Genomic DNA, 18750 nt, shown 5'->3' with positions numbered 1-18750 from the left:
ACAAATCTACAGTTGATCAACTAGGTGTGTGGAAAATGGAATATGGTAAAGTGCTTCGGTTTCATCGAGTTAAACAAGGTTTGACTCAAAACCAGCTAGCTGAGGGTATTATTTCGTCAGCTTACCTTTCTAAGATTGAGAACGATCAAACCGTTCCAGCTATAGAGGTGCTCGAGTTGCTTTACGAAAGGCTCGGTCTGGATTTTTGCGAATCCTCTTACAGCCATCCTTCCAAGGAAAAGTTGAAGGAATGGTATGAAGCGATCGTGTTTAAGCGTAGGGAAGATGCTGAGCTGCTGAAGGAAGAGCTACTCCAGCAAAAAGAAACGCTGGCCAATCATCAATTGTATATCTTTTTCGAGTTGTTCCGCATTCGACATCTTTTGTTGAAAAATGAGGTGGAGAAGGCTTATGAGGCTTGGGAAAATATCCGGCAGCACAAGGATACTTTTGATGATGAGATGAAGTTCTATTACCATTTAGCTTCAGGACTGGTGAAGTATTATAGAAATGAGTTTAATGATGCCTTTCAACAATTAATGGAGGCTAAAAACTATAGTTCTTCATTGGAAATAGAAGATTGGGAACAAAGTGATCTTTTTTACCTGCTTGCTTTGAGCACAAGCCAAGCTAACCATTTATCAGCTTCTGTGTTTTATACGGATCAAGCACTGGAAATCTTCCAAACACAATATGATTTAGCTAAGAGTGCTGATTGCCATATTATTCAAGGGATAAATTATAGCCGTTTAAGGAATTACGCCAAATCTCTTGAAAACTATCATCTTGCACGGAAGATTGCTGCACAAATTGGTAACAATATCCAACTCACTCTCGTTTACATCAATATTGGTACATTAGAAGCACGCATGGGTAATCATGCGGTCGCTATTGAAAGTTATGAAAAAAGTATTGAATATAATGATTTAAGTACATCATTTCGAAACTCTTATTTATTAACTTCTATTCATAGTTTAGTAATTGAGCATTATAAGAAAGATGACCATGAGGGGTGTCTTAAATGGGTTAACTATGGTGAAGAAAAACTTAAAATCTATCCCTCAAAACCCTTTCAATTTCACTTTGAATTTTATAAAAAGGTTATTAACGATGATAAGGATATAAGTAACTTTTTGGAAAGTGATGTTATTCCCTTCTTCGAACAGAAGAAGGAACACATATATATCATCCGTTATTCAATGTTTCTAGCAGATCTATTGGAGAAACAGCGGATGTATAAAAAGGCTTCATCCTACCTTAGGTTAGCAATTAAATTGTTAAATAAACATTCTCAATTAGGAGGGATATTATTGTGAAAAAGCTTATTGCAATCCTAGCTTTTGTTGCGTTTTTAGCTAGCGCTACATCTCCAGTTGTTTATGATAGCGCTGAAGAAGCTTGGCCGGAACCTTTAGTAGTACAAGCCTAGTACAACCTTGATTTTATGAACAATGAACACCCCCTAATCCTATACCTATATATTTTATTGACTCTCTATCATAATGGTAGAGAGTATTTTTTTATTAAAAAGGTGGGATATAGATGAAAATAGTCGGCATTGATTTATCAGGACCTTCCAATCATAAGGATACAGCTGTTGCAGTTTTTGATGATCAAGGTGATACACTCTATCTTGATCAGCTTCTAAATACTGCATCAGATCAGGATATTCTTTCACTAATTACAAATTTGTCTGCTGAAGAACAGGTGGTTGTCGGCATTGATGCCCCTCTTTCCTATGAAGATGGCGGTGGGGATCGAAAGCTTGAGAAAGAACTAAGGCAATTCACAAAGGAATTGGGGATGAAGTCTGGTTCAATTATGCCGCCAACGTTAACTAAAATGATATACATTACGGCCAGAGGAATGAAGCTTGCTTCTTTGTTGAATCATCATGTGAATGTTAAAGTTATTGAGGTTCATCCTGGAGCAACTCTAGCTGCAAGAATACCTCAGGATGAGGGACGAGAGCACTCGCTATTTTATAAACGTTCCCCTGAAAGTGCGGATTGGATCGCGAACTGGATGATGACTTTCGGTTTAAGAGGAATGCAAGTAAACCTCCTGCAAACGAGTCATCTCATTGACGCCTGTGCCGCTGCTATTGCAGCTTGGGGTTATGGGAGTCCAAATCGTAATCCAATATGGAGTTATGATGCCAACCCGCCACATCATCCTTATCCCTTTTCTTGTTAGGAAAAAGAACCCCATTTAAGTATGTAAACACTATACCTTTTCTAGGCATCATAGCCAACTAAACGTTTAATTGGCTATAGTTGCACATGGTTTCTTAATGCTCAGCTGATTTGCAATTAACAATAGAGCCTTACTTTTAAGTATTTCATCCAACGTATACTAAAAAGAACCACACCTACCTTGCGGTGTGGTCCTTTTTAGTTTTCAAAATAATCCTTCAATGTTTCAACGGGTGTACTATACCTAAGAGGGCCGTATATCAATTCAGCATTGGTAATGTAATTTATTTCTTCTGCATCAATAGCCTCATATTCCAACCCATCTGCAGCGTCTTCCACCATGGCTTTTACTTGGTTCATCATGCCTAAAGTCTGACGGTTTGTTGTTTTTGTAAAAGCAAATCCACTAGCGTTCTCTAACATATGATCTGAAATTCCTTTATCTATTTTTAACAGTTGAAACAATTGATTCAAGGAACCTTTAATTACATTTTCGATGTTCTCGAATTGCTGCTTTCTAAGCCCGAACAATGTTAGGTTCAACCCTGTTTTGTTATTCATCAACATCAGACATTTACGTCTGTTTACTGTGATGATATTCGCATGCCATTGATAAATTTTTGAGACGTCTTGATATTGTTCTGGATCTTCCAAATCTTTTTTGAGTTCTTTCGCTAGCTTCTGTGTTGCTCCTATGACAAACATACTCTTCCCACCTCAAGTCATTTTCTATCCCTAGTGTAACAGTTAATCATGATCCACTCTATTCATATCCCTTAGCTTAACCAATTGAATTGCACATCATTTTGATTAATTGCACATAAAGTGATTTAATTGCACGAAATGAGAGCATAATTGCATTTTTCAGCGATTAATTGCCTCTTTGAGAAAAAAAGAAGCCACAACATGTAATGGGTTCTGGCTTCCTCACTGCTATTTTGTTCGCCGGGCAAAATCAACAAACTGAAATTTGTCGGGTCTGTGTCTTGATTCCGTGTATTGAAATAAGGTAGCATCTGCCAAATAAACGTAGCTTCGAATAACAGCGACCTGGGAGTGGTTGTCTAAATCCAAATGGGCTTTATCTTCTTCTGTTACAGGTTCGACTACAATTTCTTTTTTGGCAAAACTGATCTCAAGCTCGAGCTGATTCTCGATATAGTCATAGATCGAGTGCTCGGCAACCGATTTTGTCAATCCTGGTACAACATCTTCAAGTATATAGTCCTTATCTAGAATAATCCGCTCCCCATCAATCTCTCTCGAGCGTGAGATTTTCCAAATCCTCATGTCTTCTGAACAGTTCAGCCGCGAACGCAATTGATTATTGGCCGTTTCTAAAAACAACTCGTGAACATGGGTTTTAACGGTTTGGCCGAGTTGATTGGATAATTCATGGAAACTTGTCAATCCGGAGACCGGAAATTCAAACTTGCTGTGGTCAAGAATCACTGAACCTTTCCCTCTGACTTTTTGAATATAACCGTTTTGTGAAAGCAGGTTGAGTGCTTTTCGTATCGTTTCTCTAGAAGTCTCAAACCTGATAGTTAATTCATTCTCCGAGGGGAGGGTATCACCAGCTTTAAATTCACCTTGCCGGAGGGCCTTCACTAAATCATTATAAATTACGATAAATTTATTCTTCATTTGCTATCACCGCTTTTTATCATATCAAGTTGAGCGGATGTGGTAAACGATGGACTCATAAGGTCTTAACTCAACATGATGATAGTCCTTAGGTGCGTCTTGATAATTACTTATCATCACATCACTGGCCCCTTTTACCTCAACATCATCAGGAAGAGTGAATGTTGCTGTTTGCCCGTAAAAATTATTGATAACGAGCAAGCTTTCTCCCTGCCATTGCCTTAGATACGCGAAAATTTGGTCATTGTTAGGAAGCAGCAGCTGATAATCTCCGTGCGTGATGATCGGATTGTCTTTTCTCAGCTCAATCAACTTCTGGTAATGGGCGAAAATGGAGGCCTGTTCCTGCATCACTTTTTCCGCGTTAATCTGCGGGTAATTTTCAGCCACAGGGATCCACGGAGTGCCTTTTGTAAAACCGGCATGCTGTTCGTTATTCCACTGAACCGGTGTACGGGAATTGTCGCGGGACTTCTGTTTTAGAATCCCCATGATTTCTGCTTCACTCAAACCTTTTTCATGGAGCATGTTGTAAGCATTTAAAGACTCTATATCACGGTACTGATCAATCGAGTCAAAACCAGGATTCGTCATGCCAAATTCTTCACCCTGATAAATATAGGGGGTTCCTTGCATCATATGAATCGTCGTCGCAAGCATTTTCCCTGATTCGACTGGATAGTTTACATCGTCTCCGAATCTTGACAGCACACGGGGCTGGTCATGGTTACACCAAAACAGGGCATTCCAGCCGTTGCCTTGATTCATTTCTTCCTGCCATGTAGAGAGAATTTGTTTTAGCTCATAAAAGTCAAACGGGGCTTTTGTCCATTTTTCCCCATTAGGATAATCGACCTTTAAGTGATGGAAGTTAAACGTCATGCTTAGTTCTTCTCTTTCAGGCGCTGTGTAGCGGATGCAATGGTCAATCGTCGTTGATGACATCTCTCCTACTGTCATAAGGTCGTAAGGGGCGAAAACCTCCTGGTGCATCTCATGCATGAATTCATGAGCTCTCGGCCCGTCTGTATAAAACTTGCGCCCATCTCCTGGGGCAACACTTCCGTCATCATTCGGGAAGTCTTGGTTCTTTGAAATCAAGTTGATAACGTCGAGTCGAAAGCCATCGACACCTTTTTCACCCCAAAAGCGCATCATTTCGTAAATTTCTTCGCGGACTTCCGGGTTCTCCCAGTTTACGTCAGCTTGGGTCACATCAAATAGATGGAGGTAATATTGACCTGTGTTCTCATCAAATTCCCATGCGTTCCCACCGAACTTGGACTGCCAGTTATTTGGAGGACCCCCATCAACGGGATCCTTCCAAATATAATAGTCACGGTACGGATTATCCTTCGATTTCTTCGATTCTTGGAACCATTCATGCTCTGTTGACGTGTGGTTCACAACAATGTCCATGATCAGCTTCATATCGCGTTTATGAGTTTCTTCAAGCAATCGCTCGAAATCAGCCATTGTCCCATACTCTTCATGAATGTCGTAATAATCACTAATATCATAACCGTTATCATTTTGCGGCGATTTGTACATTGGGGTCAGCCATAGGACATCAACCCCAAGTGTGTTTAAATAGTCTAGTTTTTCGATAATGCCTTGAATGTCGCCTACACCATTTCCTGTCGTGTCGTTAAAACTTTTCGGGTAAATTTGATAGACGACAGCTTGTTTCCACCAAGGTTGTTCTGTCATAGGAGCACCACCGTTCTTGAAAATTAAGGTTACACGTCACGTTTACGTTTTGCATATAACAATGTTGCCACGAATGGAACTACGATAACAAATGCCATCCCAATAGCAAACTCCAGCCAATATTCTGCAACAATAGAGAATATCCCCGGAATTCCACCGACACCAATTGAGCTTGCCACAACTCCGGAAGCTGCGACATAAAGACCAACAATCGCGGAAGATGAAATAGCGATAATAAATGGATATTTAAATCGTAAGTTCACACCAAACAAGGCTGGTTCTGTTATACCGAGATATGCTGAGATACCAGAAGATAGCCCGAGACCTTTCAGCTTCTCATCTCTAGATGCTGCCATGATACCGAGTGCTGCAGAACCTTGAGCAATGTTTGATAGAGCAAGCATCGGCCATAAGAATGTCGTTCCTGTACTGCCGATCAACTGAATGTCTACAGCTAAGAAAGTGTGGTGCATTCCGGTAATAACCATTACACCATAAAGGGCACCATAAATTAATCCACCTAGTGCCGCAAAATTATCAAAAACAGATACTAAACCATCAGTAATAGCGTTTCCGATTGCAAATGTGATTGGGCCAATAATAATGAAGGTTAAGAAACCTGTTACAAGTAAAGCGATTGGGCCAACAACTAACAGCTGGATGCTGTCAGGAACTCTTTTACGTAAAAACAATTCAATTTTCGTTAACACATAGGAAGCAGCAAGTACAGGCAGCACCTGACCTTGATAGCCAATTTTTTCAACAGTCATTCCAAATAAATCCCAAGTTGGAACGGTGCCTTCCTTAACAGCATCCCCGTAAGACCATGCATTCAATAATTCCGGATTTACAAGGACAAGACCCATGACTATACCGAGAATTGGACTACCGCCAAATTTCTTAACAGCCGACCAACCGATCAGTCCTGGCAAGAAGGCGAAGGCGGTATTTGCAATGACGATGATCATGTTTGCGATACCGGACCATTGAGGGTACACATCAATAATCGATTGTTCATCAAAGAAAATCCCCGGTGCCGTTAAGATGTTGTTAATACCAAGAAGTAAACCAGCTGTTACGATGGCCGGTAAAATGGGAATAAATATATCTGCTAATGTCTTAACTGCGCGTTGAAGCCAGTTCATATTACCCTTTGATGCTTCTTTTACTTCATCTTTTGATGACTCACCAATATCCGCCAATTTTATTAATTCTTTATATACTTTATCTACCGTTCCTTGTCCTACTACAATTTGAAACTGGCCATTTGTTGAAAAAGAACCTTTAACTGCATCAATTTCATTTAGCCTTTCCTGATCGACAATCCCTTCATCATGGAGAGCTAGACGAAGTCGAGTGACACAGTGTGTACCAGCCGATAGGTTCTCTTTGCCGCCGATGGCTTCTAATATTTGTTCGGCTTGCTGTTTGTGATTCATGCTCTTCCCTCCCACCTTTATTTATTGTTTACTGTTAGCAGTTCTGTTTCACCGGCTGTAGCTTCCTTCTCATCTGTTAATTTAACCTCGAATTCATCACTATTTGTGATAATAATTGGAGTAACTGTACTCTTAGCCTTCTCATCTACTAAGTTAATATCAAACGTAATCAAGCGGTCTCCTGCTTTCACTTTATCTCCTTGTTTTACAAAGGCTTCAAACCCTTCCCCATCCATGCTGACGGTTTCTAATCCGATATGAATGAGTACCTCTGCACCTGTTTTCGTCTTTAGTCCAACAGCGTGCTTGGTAGGGAAAAGTTGCACAACTTCTCCTTCAACAGGACTGACGACCGTTCCGTCGGTGGGCTGAACGGCCATTCCTTCTCCCATCATTTTCTCTGAAAAAACAGGGTCAGGAACTTTCTCTAAAGCCAGAACCTTCCCTTGTACAGGGGCCAAAATCGATACAGACTGTTCTTTATTTCCAAAAAGTTTTTTTAACATTTTTACTCCTCCTTAAACGCTTACATTACGTCCAATTAACATGTATATACATAACTCAATTATGATTATAATTTGTATATACATGTTTTGCAACCGTTTTAATTTGGAATGATATTCCCGTTCTTTTCATACTCTTAATAGGCTCTCTGTTCTGGATTTATTTCTTTATATATGGAAGTTTTTATGATATAAATATTTAGGGTAGCGAAATAAATTAGGAAGAAGGGATTTGTTATCCTTACACAGGAACAACGAGCAAAACGTAATTTATGGATTATGTGGTTTGCCAACTTCTTCATAGCTGGTAGTATTACGATGGTTTTACCGTTTTTATCCTTATATATTGAAGAACTTGGTGACTTTTCTAGTTCTTTCGTGCAAACGTGGTCAGGGTTAGTCTTTGGAATCACGTTTGTTACGGCATTTATTTTCTCTCCTATTTGGGGGCGGATTGGTGATAAGTATGGGCGACGTAACATCCTAATCTTCTCTGCAACAGGGCTAGCTTTATCCGTCTTATTGATGGGGTTCGCAACCACGGTGTGGCAACTATTTCTGCTCCGGCTCTTCATGGGGATTTTTACCGGATTCATACCTATGTCTCAAGCGTTAATTGCGACACAAACACCGAAGCGAATTGCCGGGCAGGTCCTTGGTACGCTCCAAACAGGGAGTATTACAGGAAGTTTGCTTGGCCCTTTGATCGGTGGTCTGGTTGCTGACTCTATCGGTTATGGCACGACGTTTCAACTTGTATCGGTGACGGTCTTTCTTTCAGCAATTATTGTGTTCTTAGGGATTCATGAACAAACGATTGAGAAAGAAGAGGAAGGCGAAAAGTCGAGTTATACTTCACGGGAAGTGATTCAGCACATTGTTAGGCATCCGGTGCTCTTGATGGTCATGATTGTGTCCATGTTTGTTCAAATCGCTCATTTTAGTATTCAGCCAATTCTTTCGTTATATGTTGGGGAGTTGCATGGACCTGCGAATTTAGCGCTATTCTCTGGTATCGCCTTTTCGGCAGCTGGGCTCGGTAATTTGTTAATGGCCCAGCGCTGGGGACGAATTGCAGATCGTAAAGGGTATGTGAAAATTCTTGTGTTCCTGCTGTTCATGGCGGGAATTGTGTACATTCCGGCTGCGTTTGTAACGAATATTTGGCAGCTTGTTGGGTTACGTTTCTTGCTTGGTGTTTCGATTGGCGGCATTATTCCAGTTCGGACAGCGTACATTCGCCAGGAAGCTCCTCTCGCGATGCAGGGTGAGGTGCTTGGCTACAATACGAGTATTCGTTTTCTAGGAAATATAATCGGTCCGGCCATGGGTGGGATCCTGTCGGGATTATATGGCTTTTCTGCTGTGTTTTTCGTTACGAGCGGGCTGCTTATTTTGTGTGGGGCAGTTATGTTTATGACGATGCACAAAAATCCCCAAGCAGTACGGCATGCACATTCTGTATAAAGGTAGATCAGGCTGGTTGCTCGCCTGGTCTTTTTATTTTGTTCCAGTGTTAGTCAATTGCGCGAAATCCTCGTTAATTGCACATCATTTGAATTAATTGCACGAAATTCGGGTTAATTGCACATAATACCAATTAATTGCACGAAAAAAACTATAATTGCTTATTAGACGCTTTCCACCTTGTGTTAAGATATATGTATATACACAAGGAGGCGGTTGAGACGATGAATCGTGCACTTATTGTAATTGATTATACAAATGATTTTGTGGCAAACGAAGGCGCCCTTACTTGTGGGGAGCCTGGTCAGAATATTGAGGATCCCCTAGTTCAGGCTACGGAAGAATTTCTGGAAAAAGGGGAATATGTCGTGATGGCTGTTGATATACATGAGGAAGTTGATCCGTACCACCCTGAGACAAAATTGTTCCCTCCCCACAATCTTCGGGGCACAGAAGGCAGGCGTTTATATGGCAAGCTGAAACATTTGTATGATGTTCATCGTTCCGAGGTTTATTTTATGGATAAAACTCGTTACAGTACTTTTCACTGTACGGATTTGGATGTGAAGCTTCGTGAGCGTGGGATTAAAGAGATTCATTTAATTGGTGTTTGCACTGATATTTGTGTGCTTCATACCGCAGTTGATGCTTATAATTTAGGATATAAGATTGTGGTTCATAAAGAGGCGACGGCTAGCTTTAACCTGGCGGGGCACGAATGGGCACTTGGACATTTTAAAAATGTCCTGGGGGCTGAAGTTAGGTAAATGGTATTTTATTCCTCATAAAAATAGAAGGCTCCTTCACGATGAGGGAGCCTTCTATTGAATGAGCTTATTCTTTTTCCTTATATGTCCCTTCATTTAGGGCTTGTGCGTTCGACTGTTTATCTGCTTCTGTATTCACACTTGTACCGTTTTTACTGATAGAGGAAAGCATGTCGGTAATATCAAATCCTGTTAATTCTTTTAGTGGTTCGTGCATATCCATCATCGTTTGGGTCACACTCTTTCCAAAGGATGGGACACCTTGACCGTTCCCTGAATCGATGATTTTTACGGAATCAATATTGTTCAATGGAGCCGAAATCTTCTCAGCGAACAGTGGTAGCATTTCAATCATTTTCTCAACGATAATGATGTCACCGTGTTTTTCCATCGCTTCAGCAATCAAACGTCTGGACTCCGCTTCTGCCCTACCTTTTTCACGAATAACTTCAGCTTCTGCCAGCCCTTCTTCTTTTTTAATTCGAGCCTGTGCTTCCCCTGCAATAGAGGATTTCCGTGCATCAGCTTCGGCACGTTTAGTCGTTTCGTAAGCTTGTGCATCGGCTTTGGCTTTCCGGACTTTGGCTTCTTCTTCTTCTAATTTCACCGAGCGTTCACGTTCGATGTGTTGAAGTTCAAGTTGTTCTTCTTTGGCGCGGCGCTTAAGCTGTAAGTCTTCTTCCTGCACTTCTTTAGCCAGCTTGGTGCGCTCTAATTCATAGGATTGTTCTGTTTGAGCACGCGCTCGTTCAGTTTCTTCTTTAAAAGCAGCGTCCTTAATATCTTTTTCCTTACGTGATTGGGCAATAGATGTTTCCCGCTTATACTCTTCCTCTTTCGCTTCTTGATCTGTACGGGCAACATGCATCCGGGTTTCACGCTCGCTGTCTGCCTCTGCAATTTCTGCCTGTTTTCTAACTTCCGCAATACGTGGACGGCCCAAGTTTTCTAAGTATCCATTATCTTCATCGGCATCACGTAAATCTGTTAGTCCTAGTGATGTGATTTTGAACCCCATGGCATCCAACTGCTGCTGAGCAATCTTTGTCACTTGTTCGTTAAAGCTTTCCCGATCTTCATTGATGCCTTCAACAGTCATTTTAGAAAGGATGGCACGTAGATTACTCCCTAATACTTCAACGATCTCGGTTTCAATTTCAGACTGTTCTTTCCCTAAAAATTGCTCTGCATAGTTAGCAATTCCTTTTAAGCTATCCGCAACCTTAACCATCGCGACAGCATCCGCCACAATCGGGACTCCACCGTTTGTGTAGACACGAGGGGTTTCAAGCTTTAACTGAAAAGATGTCAAGTTCACCGGTGTTGACGTTTGGAACATCTTTAAGCGATACCCGCCCCCGCGAATGATCTTCATGGAACGGCCTTCATCATCACTGAAAATATTGGTTTCTTTCTCTGGGTCCCCCAATTTAGGACCAGTAATAATCAATGCTTCGTTAGACTTCGATGTTCGATAACGAAGCTTCAACCAAAAGAACCCTACCACTGCCGCGATAACCACGACAATTAAAATAGGTATTAAGATTGATAGAATCTTAACCATTGTCATATGTATTCCCCCTAAAAGAATCTAATTATATTGTAGCATTTTGTCAAGAAAAGGAAAATAAATAATGGAAATTTATTGATCCCCTAGAATCGTATAGTTCTAGTCTATTTCCATTTTTTTAAAAAATGATGCTTAAAAACGATTGCAATACAAATTGAGGAATCGACATTTGAAATTGTTGAAAAAATCGACTATGATAGTGTATGGACAATTATGTTATTAACTACTGTTATGGATCTAAATATGGGAGGAATCACCAATGAGCTCACAAGATTACCGAGTTCTGTTGTATTATAAATATGTTGATCTACCCGATTACGAAGAGTATTGTGCGAATCATTTAAAATTCTGTAAAGATCTTGACCTTCGCGGTCGTATTATTGTTGCTCCTGAGGGAATCAATGGGACGGTTTCTGGAACTGTTGAACAAGTGGAGCAGTATATGGGCTATGTACGCTCAGATGAACGTTTTGCAGATATTCACTTTAAAATAGATGAACATGAAGGACATGCGTTTAAGAAAATGCACTGCCGTGTGAAGCCTGAGCTTGTAAACTGGAGCATTGAGGATGATGACATCGATCCGAAAGAAATAGGTGGAAAACACTTGAAGCCGAAGGAATTTTACGAGATGCTTCAGGATGATGACACCGTCGTGATTGATGGGCGTAACGAATATGAATACCGTATTGGCCATTTTCGCAATGCGATCCAGCCTGGAGTCGAGCATTCTCGTGAATTCCCAGAATGGATTGCCGAGAACGCGGATCAATGGAAGGATAAGAAAGTGATCACCTATTGCACCGGTGGTATTCGCTGTGAAAAGCTGACCGGCATTTTGATGAAAAATGGTGTGGAAGATGTGTACCAGCTTGAAGGCGGTGTGAATACGTATGGAAAAGACCCTGAAGTAAAGGGACAGCTTTTTGATGGAAAATTATACGTATTTGATGAGCGCATTTCCGTACCTGTGAACCAGGTTGAAGAAAAAGTAGTTGCGGAATGTGAGCATTGCGGCAAGGTGGAAGACCGAATGATTAACTGCAGCAACCCTGTATGTAATCGTCAGTACGTTTGCTGTGCAGAATGTGAAGAAGAGCATCATGCAGCTTGTACAACAGAATGTAAAGAGCACCCAGAGAATCGCTGGGATGCCGTTCGCAAAAAACAAATCGATAAATATGATCGTATTAACAATTAAATGTAAATAGGCAGGCCCTCGCTTTTGTGCGAGGGTCTTTTGCTTGGTTTACCTTTCATCAAATGCATAATCGATCGCTATGATTAAGGCAGCAGGACGTCCATCCTTACCAGGGTGGCATCGCCCCCCACAATTACATATCCTTCCACCTCAGGTCATCCATATTTTGGATGACCTGAGGTGGAACTTTTTTACTTTATTCATATTCCTAGTATTTTCTGTGGGCGGCGTGGTTGGTTGAGCCGATGCCACGGTTGAAGGAGAGGGCATGTTGGATGGCGCTTGTTACGAACGCTTTTGCGATGCCTACAGCCTCTTCTACCGTTTTCCCTTTGGCAAGTTCAGCGGTGATGGCTGCTGAATACGTACATCCTGCTCCACTTGTATGGATCGTGTTAACACGCTCAGACTCAAAGCGCTTCACTGTACTCCCGTCATATAGAATATCAACGGCAGCATGGTTTTTAAGTGAACCGCCTTTGATGAGTACATAATCTGGCCCTAGCTGATGGAGCTTGCAGGCGGCGGCCTCCATCGCTTCAGGGGATTGTGGCAAAGGTTCATCTAGTATTCGTGCCGCTTCTTGCAGGTTGGGTGTGATGATCGTTGCAAGCGGCAGCAGGTGAGTGATTAGCGTTTCGATTGCCTCATCTTGGAGGAGTTGTGACCCCATTTTCCCAATCATAACGGGGTCGACTACGATCCCTTTTACCGAAGAGGATGCAATTATTTCACTGGTTCGCTTGATAATCGGCTCGGTGAAAAGCATGCCGGTCTTTAGTGCATCTGGTCCAACGTGCTCGAAGGATGCGTGGATCTGTGCTTCGATGGCTTCGATTTGTTGTGTAAAAATGCCTTGTTCTGTTGTGGAGTTGTTGGCGACGATGGCTGTGATGGCGCTCATACCGTAGACGTCTAGTTCTTGAAAGGTTTTCAGGTCGGCTTGAATACCGGCACTCCCTTGGGCTGCTGATCCTGCGATGGTTAGTGTTCGTGGTATACTCATGGGTAGGCCTCCGCTTTCTATCAATTCTATAAGTTGAATTGTAACATTCTTACATAGATGAGGCTATTTGTTATAGATGGTTTTAGGAGGTGGGCTTGCGTGTGAAACCTTTTACAGAAGCAGTGATAGCAATTATCATGGAGATTCCTGAGGGATATGTGATGACATATGGACAGATAGCACGCCTTGCGGGCAGTCCTCGGGCGGCGCGACAGGTTGTGCGCGTTCTTCATTCGATGAGCAGGAAGTATCAACTACCATGGCACCGAGTGATCAATGTTAAAGGCGAAATAGCGTTAAAGGATGAAGCCGCTGCTATGGAACAACAGTTGTTACTGGAGACTGAAGGAATTGTTGTCATAAATAAACGCGTGGACTTAGATACATATCAGTATAGTATCAATGAAAGGAAATGATTGTAAGACCTGAGGAGGAATTGGGATGTTTGAGGTGAGGCGTTTTCCGGAGTTGTCTTGGTCGTTGTCGCGGCATAAGACGATGCTGACTTGCTTACGGAAATATGCTTATGATTATTATGTTTCCCACAACGGTTGGCTGACGGATGGGGATTCGCTGGCCCGCCAAGCTTATCGCTTAAAGAAAATCACGAATCTTGAGATGCATTTCGGCAGTGTTGTGCATGACCTAATCTATCAAATTATTCAACATGTACTAAGCGGTAAAGAGATTCCTAGCGAGGAGGCTGTCGTTGATGAGATTCGTCATCACTTGAATCGAGGCTTCGTTGAATCCACTCGCAAGGAGCATCTCTGGTACAACCGCCCTAAGCATTATACGATGCTTCACGAAGTTTACTATAGCCAGACGAATACTCTCCCACCGTCCAAGATTACAAAAATTACGGATCGACTTCATAGCACGGTGAAAAACTTTTATGCTAGTCAATCGTTTGCAGATGTTCTTAATAAACAAAATATGCGGTTTATAGAATCCGAGAAATTCAGATTTATGAAGGTAGATGGAACGAAGATTTTTGTCGTGATGGACCTAGTGTACAAGGATTTGCGACAAGGCAAATGGGTGATTGTTGATTGGAAGACAGGCAAATCGTCTGATGAAGATCGCAACCAGCTTGCTCTTTATGCACTGTACTTACAGCAAAAGCATGACATTGAGTCACTCGATGATATTATCATCCGCAACGAGTATTTATTAGAAAGTACTAACATTGAGCATAAGCTGAATGAGCACGATTTGGTAAATGTTCAGCGTCTCTATCATATTAGTATCGAACAAATGAAGGAACACCTTTTAGATAGTGAACAAAACCAACCTTTGCCAATTGAACAGTACCCCATGCAAGAAGATCCGCGGATATGTGCCCGCTGTAACTATCAGGAACTTTGCTTTCCCGCAAGCAAATGATGTTTGAACAAACAGCAGAACGGATAAACTTCATGTAGAATGAACAGAAGGAGATGTTTACAAGTTATGAAAGTACTAGTAGCAGGAGCAAATGGTACAACAGGACGTTTACTCATACAATATCTGAAAGAAGATGGCCACGAAGCTTATGGTATGGTTCGTAAAGAAGAACAGAAAACAAAGATTGAAGGATTAGGCGGTATCCCCGTCTTAGCTGATTTAACGAAAGATGTAGGGCATACGGTTAAAGGAATGGATGCCGTCATCTTCGCAGCTGGCTCCGGATCAAGCACAGGCTCAGATCAAACGACAGCGGTTGACCGTGACGGGGCTATCAACCTCGTTAAGGCAACAGAAAACCTAGGGATTAAGAAGTTTGTCATGCTAAGTGCAATTTCTGCAGATGACCCTAGTCAAGGCTCTGGACCGATGGAGCATTATTTGAAAATGAAACTTGAAGCAGATGAATACTTGCAAGGCACAGAGTTAGACTATACGATCGTCCGTCCTGGTGGTTTAACCAACGAGGAAGGTACTAGTAAAATTAAAGTTGGTAAAAAAGTAGACCGTGATTCTATTCCAAGAGCCGATGTCGCGAAGACGATGATCGCAGCACTCGAAGAACCGAATGCCTACCATAAAACATTCGAAATGGTTTCCGGTGACACACAAATCGAAGATGCGCTAAAGAGCCTTTAATTAAGTAAAACAGCCGCTCCCAAACAAGGGGCGGCTGTTTTTAGTATAGACACGGCAGCAGTCGGCATCTACCCTGAGAACCGGCTGTTTGTTACATCCCTACAATATTCTTCTGCCAATTCTTAAACTCCAGCTCATCAAATTTCCTTCCCATTTGCTCTTCATCTATGAAAAACAGAGCATCCTCCAATGAGCAATTGACGTCCGCTTCACAATGAATACGCGCAAGCTTCCTCGATAGGTGAAGCATCTCAAGGTCCTGTTCAATTTTATTGCGTTGCCCTTTTGTTAACTGATCGATATTTTCTAGTATCCTTTCGATCGTTTTATGCTTGATTAATAGCTTTAGTGCTGTTTTTTCACCAATTCCTCGCACGCCCGGATAATTATCACTACTATCCCCCATTAATGCCTTTAAATCTACCATTTGGGCAGGTGTGATTCCTTTTTCTTCAAAAAAAGCACCTTCCTGATATTCAGCATAGTTGCCATATCCTTTTTTCAATAATACAACAGAGACATTCGGCTGCAGCAACTGCAGCATATCTTGATCGCCTGTAAGGATGAATACTTGTGAATCTTCACAGTACAAGCGGCTTAATGTTCCCATGCAATCATCTGCTTCAAAACCAGCCTGGCCTACATTCGGGATATTCAATGATTCCACAACTTCCTTGGCAAGTTCAAACTGCGGGATCAACTCCTCAGGTGCTTCTCCGCGATTCGCCTTATATTCTGGAAACAGATCATTCCTAAACGTTTTGCTTCCCATATCCCAGCAGCACACAACATGTGTCGGCTGATACGTATCAATCGCTGTAAATAAATGCTTCATCATCCCATAAACAGCATTTGTAGGCACGCCTTTGCTATTAATCATATAATAATTGCTCATTGCCGTGGCATAGAACGCGCGGAAAAGTAATGCCATTCCGTCAACGAGCATAATTCGATTCGTTGTTGTCATCGTCCGTTCCCCTTTTTTCAATAAAGATGATTCTATTATAACAAAAATAGACTGCCGACTGGGGGAGAAATATATGGAGAAGACTCCCCCTAATTCCAAATCGCCCTCCCGTATTTATTTCAAGGCGTGGCAACTATCTAATAATTGACAATATTCTGATATAGTGGTAATTTCGAATTAAGTGCAATCTATTTACATATGCTATTTTGTAAGCGTTTGCACTATTAGAATAATAATGGGAGGTATGAATAACATGGTATACGCGTTTCCAAACACAGAGGGGTCGATTGTACAGTACAAAAAACGTTACGATAATTTTATCGGTGGTAAATGGACACCGCCGGTGAAAGGACAATACTTCAATAATGTCACTCCAGTAACAGGGAAAACGTTCTGTCAGGTGGCCCGTTCTACAGAGGAAGATATTGAACTTGCAGTTGATGCTGCTCATGAAGCAAAGGACGCTTGGGGTAAAACGTCGGTCACAGAGCGATCGTTGATTTTAAATCGGATCGCCGATCGTATGGAGGAGAACCTTGAGAAGCTGGCGGTTGCGGAAACCTGGGAAAATGGAAAGGCTGTCAGGGAAACGCTTAATGCAGACATCCCGTTAGCCATCGATCATTTCCGTTACTTTGCTTCTGTGATTCGTGCCCAGGAAGGTTCAATTGGCGAAATTGACAACGACACGGTTGCTTATCACTTTCACGAACCCCTAGGTGTAGTTGGACAAATCATCCCATGGAACTTCCCTATTCTAATGGCGACGTGGAAAGTAGCTCCTGCATTAGCTGCCGGAAATGCGATTGTACTTAAACCGGCTGAGCAGACACCTGCTTCCTTTTTATACTTCTTAGAAATAGTTGAAGATTTACTTCCGCCAGGTGTACTAAATGTCGTTAATGGTTTTGGCCTCGAAGCTGGGAAGCCGCTTGCCCAAAACCCTAGAATCAATAAGGTGGCCTTCACCGGCGAAACGACAACTGGCCGGATGATTATGCAATATGCTTCGCAAAATATTATCCCTGTCACCCTTGAGCTTGGCGGGAAGTCCCCGAACATATTCTTTGAAGATGTAATGAGCAAGGATGACAACTTCCTCGATAAAGCGATTGAGGGAATGGTTATGTTCGCCCTAAACCAGGGAGAGGTATGTACCTGCCCTTCACGAGCGCTCGTCCATGAATCTATCTATGATCAGTTCATGGAAAAAGTAATTGATCGCGTCAAAGCAATCAAAACGGGGAACCCACTTGATCCTGAAGTCATGATGGGGGCACAAGCGTCTTCCGAACAGCTTGATAAAATCCTTTCTTATCTTGATATTGGTAAAGAGGAAGGGGCGGAATGTCTCATCGGCGGAGAACGCAACAAACTTGATGGCGACTTTGCTGACGGATACTATGTCCAGCCAACGATGTTTAAAGGAAATAATAAGATGAGAATTTTCCAAGAAGAAATCTTTGGTCCTGTCCTTGCGGTGACTACATTTAAAGATCCTGAGGAAGCTATGGAGATTGCCAATGATACACTTTATGGTCTTGGTGCAGGTGTTTGGTCTCGTGACATCAATACAGCTTATCGCTTCGGCCGCGGCATTGAAGCCGGCCGCGTGTGGACGAATTGCTACCACGCTTACCCTGCTCACGCAGCCTTTGGCGGGTATAAGATGTCTGGTGTTGGCCGTGAGAATCATAAGATGATGCTAAGCCACTACCAGCAAACGAAAAACATGCTCGTAAGTTACAGTGCTCAAAAACTAGGATTCTTTTAATCTTAGAGAGGAGGTGACGGATGATGGTTGATCGTGTAACAGCTACCGATGAAGCCCTCCAATTGATTCAATCACTTAGAGATAAACATGGTGCGCTTATGTTCCATCAGTCCGGCGGCTGCTGTGACGGGAGTTCTCCGATGTGCTATCCAGAAGGAGACCTTATTACAGGTGCCCAGGACGTCCTGCTCGGAAAAATTGGCGAGACCCCCTTTTATATTCACAAAAAGCAATATGATTACTGGAAACATACCCAGCTCATTATTGATGTAGTGGATGGACGCGGTGGAATGTTTTCCTTAGAAGGTGTGGAAGGAAAACGATTCTTAACACGTTCTCGCGCCTTTTCCGATGAAGAATATAAAGAACTTAAAACAGCGGGGTTGGTGTAAATCTTATCCCCTGCCGATCAAAGCAGG

The 18750-nt window shown here is 42.1% G+C and carries 18 protein-coding genes; 10 read left to right on the top strand and 8 right to left on the bottom strand.

Going from position 1 to position 18750, the window contains the following annotated elements:
- Window positions 1-35 precede the first annotated feature (35 nt).
- A complete protein-coding gene (locus MUO15_RS15885) occupies window positions 36-1316 on the top strand; it encodes a helix-turn-helix transcriptional regulator (protein WP_245030663.1) in 1281 nt (426 codons plus the stop codon).
- 226 nt (window positions 1317-1542) lie between these two features.
- On the top strand, window positions 1543-2196 hold the full coding sequence (locus MUO15_RS15880) for a DUF429 domain-containing protein (RefSeq protein ID WP_245030661.1): 654 nt from the start codon (window positions 1543-1545) through the stop codon (window positions 2194-2196).
- A 197-nt stretch (window positions 2197-2393) separates the two neighbouring features.
- Here the strand turns inward: MUO15_RS15880 and MUO15_RS15875 are convergent, their stop codons facing one another.
- The 5 genes from MUO15_RS15875 to MUO15_RS15855 all read right to left on the bottom strand — a co-directional run bounded on the left by MUO15_RS15875 (window position 2394) and on the right by MUO15_RS15855 (window position 7497).
- Complete coding sequence (locus MUO15_RS15875; RefSeq protein WP_245030659.1) at window positions 2394-2900, bottom strand: DUF6933 domain-containing protein; 507 nt, start codon at window positions 2898-2900, stop codon at window positions 2394-2396.
- A gap of 228 nt (window positions 2901-3128) precedes the next feature.
- Window positions 3129-3842, bottom strand: coding sequence for a trehalose operon repressor (treR, locus tag MUO15_RS15870; protein ID WP_245030657.1), 714 nt, complete (start codon window positions 3840-3842; stop codon window positions 3129-3131).
- Between the two features lie 24 nt (window positions 3843-3866).
- Entirely contained in the window at window positions 3867-5552 is a 1686-nt protein-coding gene (gene treC / locus MUO15_RS15865) for an alpha,alpha-phosphotrehalase (RefSeq protein ID WP_245030655.1), read from the bottom strand.
- A gap of 29 nt (window positions 5553-5581) precedes the next feature.
- Window positions 5582-6991 (bottom strand): PTS system trehalose-specific EIIBC component, encoded by a 1410-nt coding sequence (treP, locus tag MUO15_RS15860; protein WP_245030653.1) that lies wholly within the window; start codon window positions 6989-6991, stop codon window positions 5582-5584.
- A gap of 17 nt (window positions 6992-7008) precedes the next feature.
- The gene (locus MUO15_RS15855) at window positions 7009-7497 is read right to left on the bottom strand and encodes a PTS sugar transporter subunit IIA (RefSeq protein ID WP_245030640.1); all 489 of its coding nucleotides are present in this window, start codon (window positions 7495-7497) and stop codon (window positions 7009-7011) included.
- 276 nt (window positions 7498-7773) lie between these two features.
- Here MUO15_RS15855 and MUO15_RS15850 point away from each other — a divergent pair, with 276 nt between their 5' ends.
- Both MUO15_RS15850 and MUO15_RS15845 read left to right on the top strand, forming a co-directional pair.
- Window positions 7774-8961: an MFS transporter gene (locus MUO15_RS15850; protein ID WP_245030638.1), complete on the top strand. Its 1188-nt coding sequence runs from the start codon at window positions 7774-7776 to the stop codon at window positions 8959-8961.
- Between the two features lie 224 nt (window positions 8962-9185).
- Window positions 9186-9728, top strand: a complete 543-nt coding sequence (locus MUO15_RS15845) for a cysteine hydrolase family protein (RefSeq protein WP_245030636.1) — start codon at window positions 9186-9188, stop codon at window positions 9726-9728.
- Between the two features lie 67 nt (window positions 9729-9795).
- Here MUO15_RS15845 and MUO15_RS15840 read toward each other — a convergent pair whose 3' ends face one another.
- A complete protein-coding gene (locus MUO15_RS15840; RefSeq protein WP_245030634.1) occupies window positions 9796-11298 on the bottom strand; it encodes a flotillin family protein in 1503 nt (500 codons plus the stop codon).
- Window positions 11299-11557: 259 nt separating this feature from the next.
- Here MUO15_RS15840 and trhO point away from each other — a divergent pair, with 259 nt between their 5' ends.
- On the top strand, window positions 11558-12499 hold the full coding sequence (gene trhO, locus MUO15_RS15835; protein ID WP_245030632.1) for an oxygen-dependent tRNA uridine(34) hydroxylase TrhO: 942 nt from the start codon (window positions 11558-11560) through the stop codon (window positions 12497-12499).
- 208 nt (window positions 12500-12707) lie between these two features.
- Here trhO and thiD read toward each other — a convergent pair whose 3' ends face one another.
- Window positions 12708-13505, bottom strand: a complete 798-nt coding sequence (gene thiD / locus MUO15_RS15830; RefSeq protein ID WP_245030630.1) for a bifunctional hydroxymethylpyrimidine kinase/phosphomethylpyrimidine kinase — start codon at window positions 13503-13505, stop codon at window positions 12708-12710.
- A gap of 101 nt (window positions 13506-13606) precedes the next feature.
- Between thiD and MUO15_RS15825 the strand changes: the two genes are divergently transcribed.
- The 3 genes from MUO15_RS15825 to MUO15_RS15815 all read left to right on the top strand — a co-directional run bounded on the left by MUO15_RS15825 (window position 13607) and on the right by MUO15_RS15815 (window position 15590).
- Window positions 13607-13921: an MGMT family protein gene (locus MUO15_RS15825; RefSeq protein WP_245030628.1), complete on the top strand. Its 315-nt coding sequence runs from the start codon at window positions 13607-13609 to the stop codon at window positions 13919-13921.
- Between the two features lie 25 nt (window positions 13922-13946).
- Window positions 13947-14891: a PD-(D/E)XK nuclease family protein gene (locus tag MUO15_RS15820; protein WP_245030627.1), complete on the top strand. Its 945-nt coding sequence runs from the start codon at window positions 13947-13949 to the stop codon at window positions 14889-14891.
- A 66-nt stretch (window positions 14892-14957) separates the two neighbouring features.
- Window positions 14958-15590: an SDR family oxidoreductase gene (locus MUO15_RS15815; protein ID WP_245030626.1), complete on the top strand. Its 633-nt coding sequence runs from the start codon at window positions 14958-14960 to the stop codon at window positions 15588-15590.
- A 91-nt stretch (window positions 15591-15681) separates the two neighbouring features.
- On the opposite strand, the gene MUO15_RS15810 is transcribed toward MUO15_RS15815, so the two are convergent.
- A complete protein-coding gene (locus MUO15_RS15810; RefSeq protein ID WP_245030625.1) occupies window positions 15682-16557 on the bottom strand; it encodes a 5'-3' exonuclease in 876 nt (291 codons plus the stop codon).
- A gap of 253 nt (window positions 16558-16810) precedes the next feature.
- Between MUO15_RS15810 and exaC the strand changes: the two genes are divergently transcribed.
- Window positions 16811-18331: an acetaldehyde dehydrogenase ExaC gene (exaC, locus tag MUO15_RS15805; protein WP_245036056.1), complete on the top strand. Its 1521-nt coding sequence runs from the start codon at window positions 16811-16813 to the stop codon at window positions 18329-18331.
- A gap of 23 nt (window positions 18332-18354) precedes the next feature.
- Entirely contained in the window at window positions 18355-18723 is a 369-nt protein-coding gene (locus MUO15_RS15800) for a DUF779 domain-containing protein (protein ID WP_245036055.1), read from the top strand.
- The last annotated feature ends 27 nt before the right edge of the window (window positions 18724-18750 follow it).

Source organism: Halobacillus amylolyticus, from assembly GCF_022921115.1.
In the GTDB taxonomy this organism is placed as follows: Bacteria; Bacillota; Bacilli; order Bacillales; family Halobacillaceae; genus Halobacillus_A; species Halobacillus_A amylolyticus.
The sequence above is the reverse complement of the archived record's forward strand: the minus strand, read 5'-3'. Positions and strand labels throughout refer to the sequence as shown.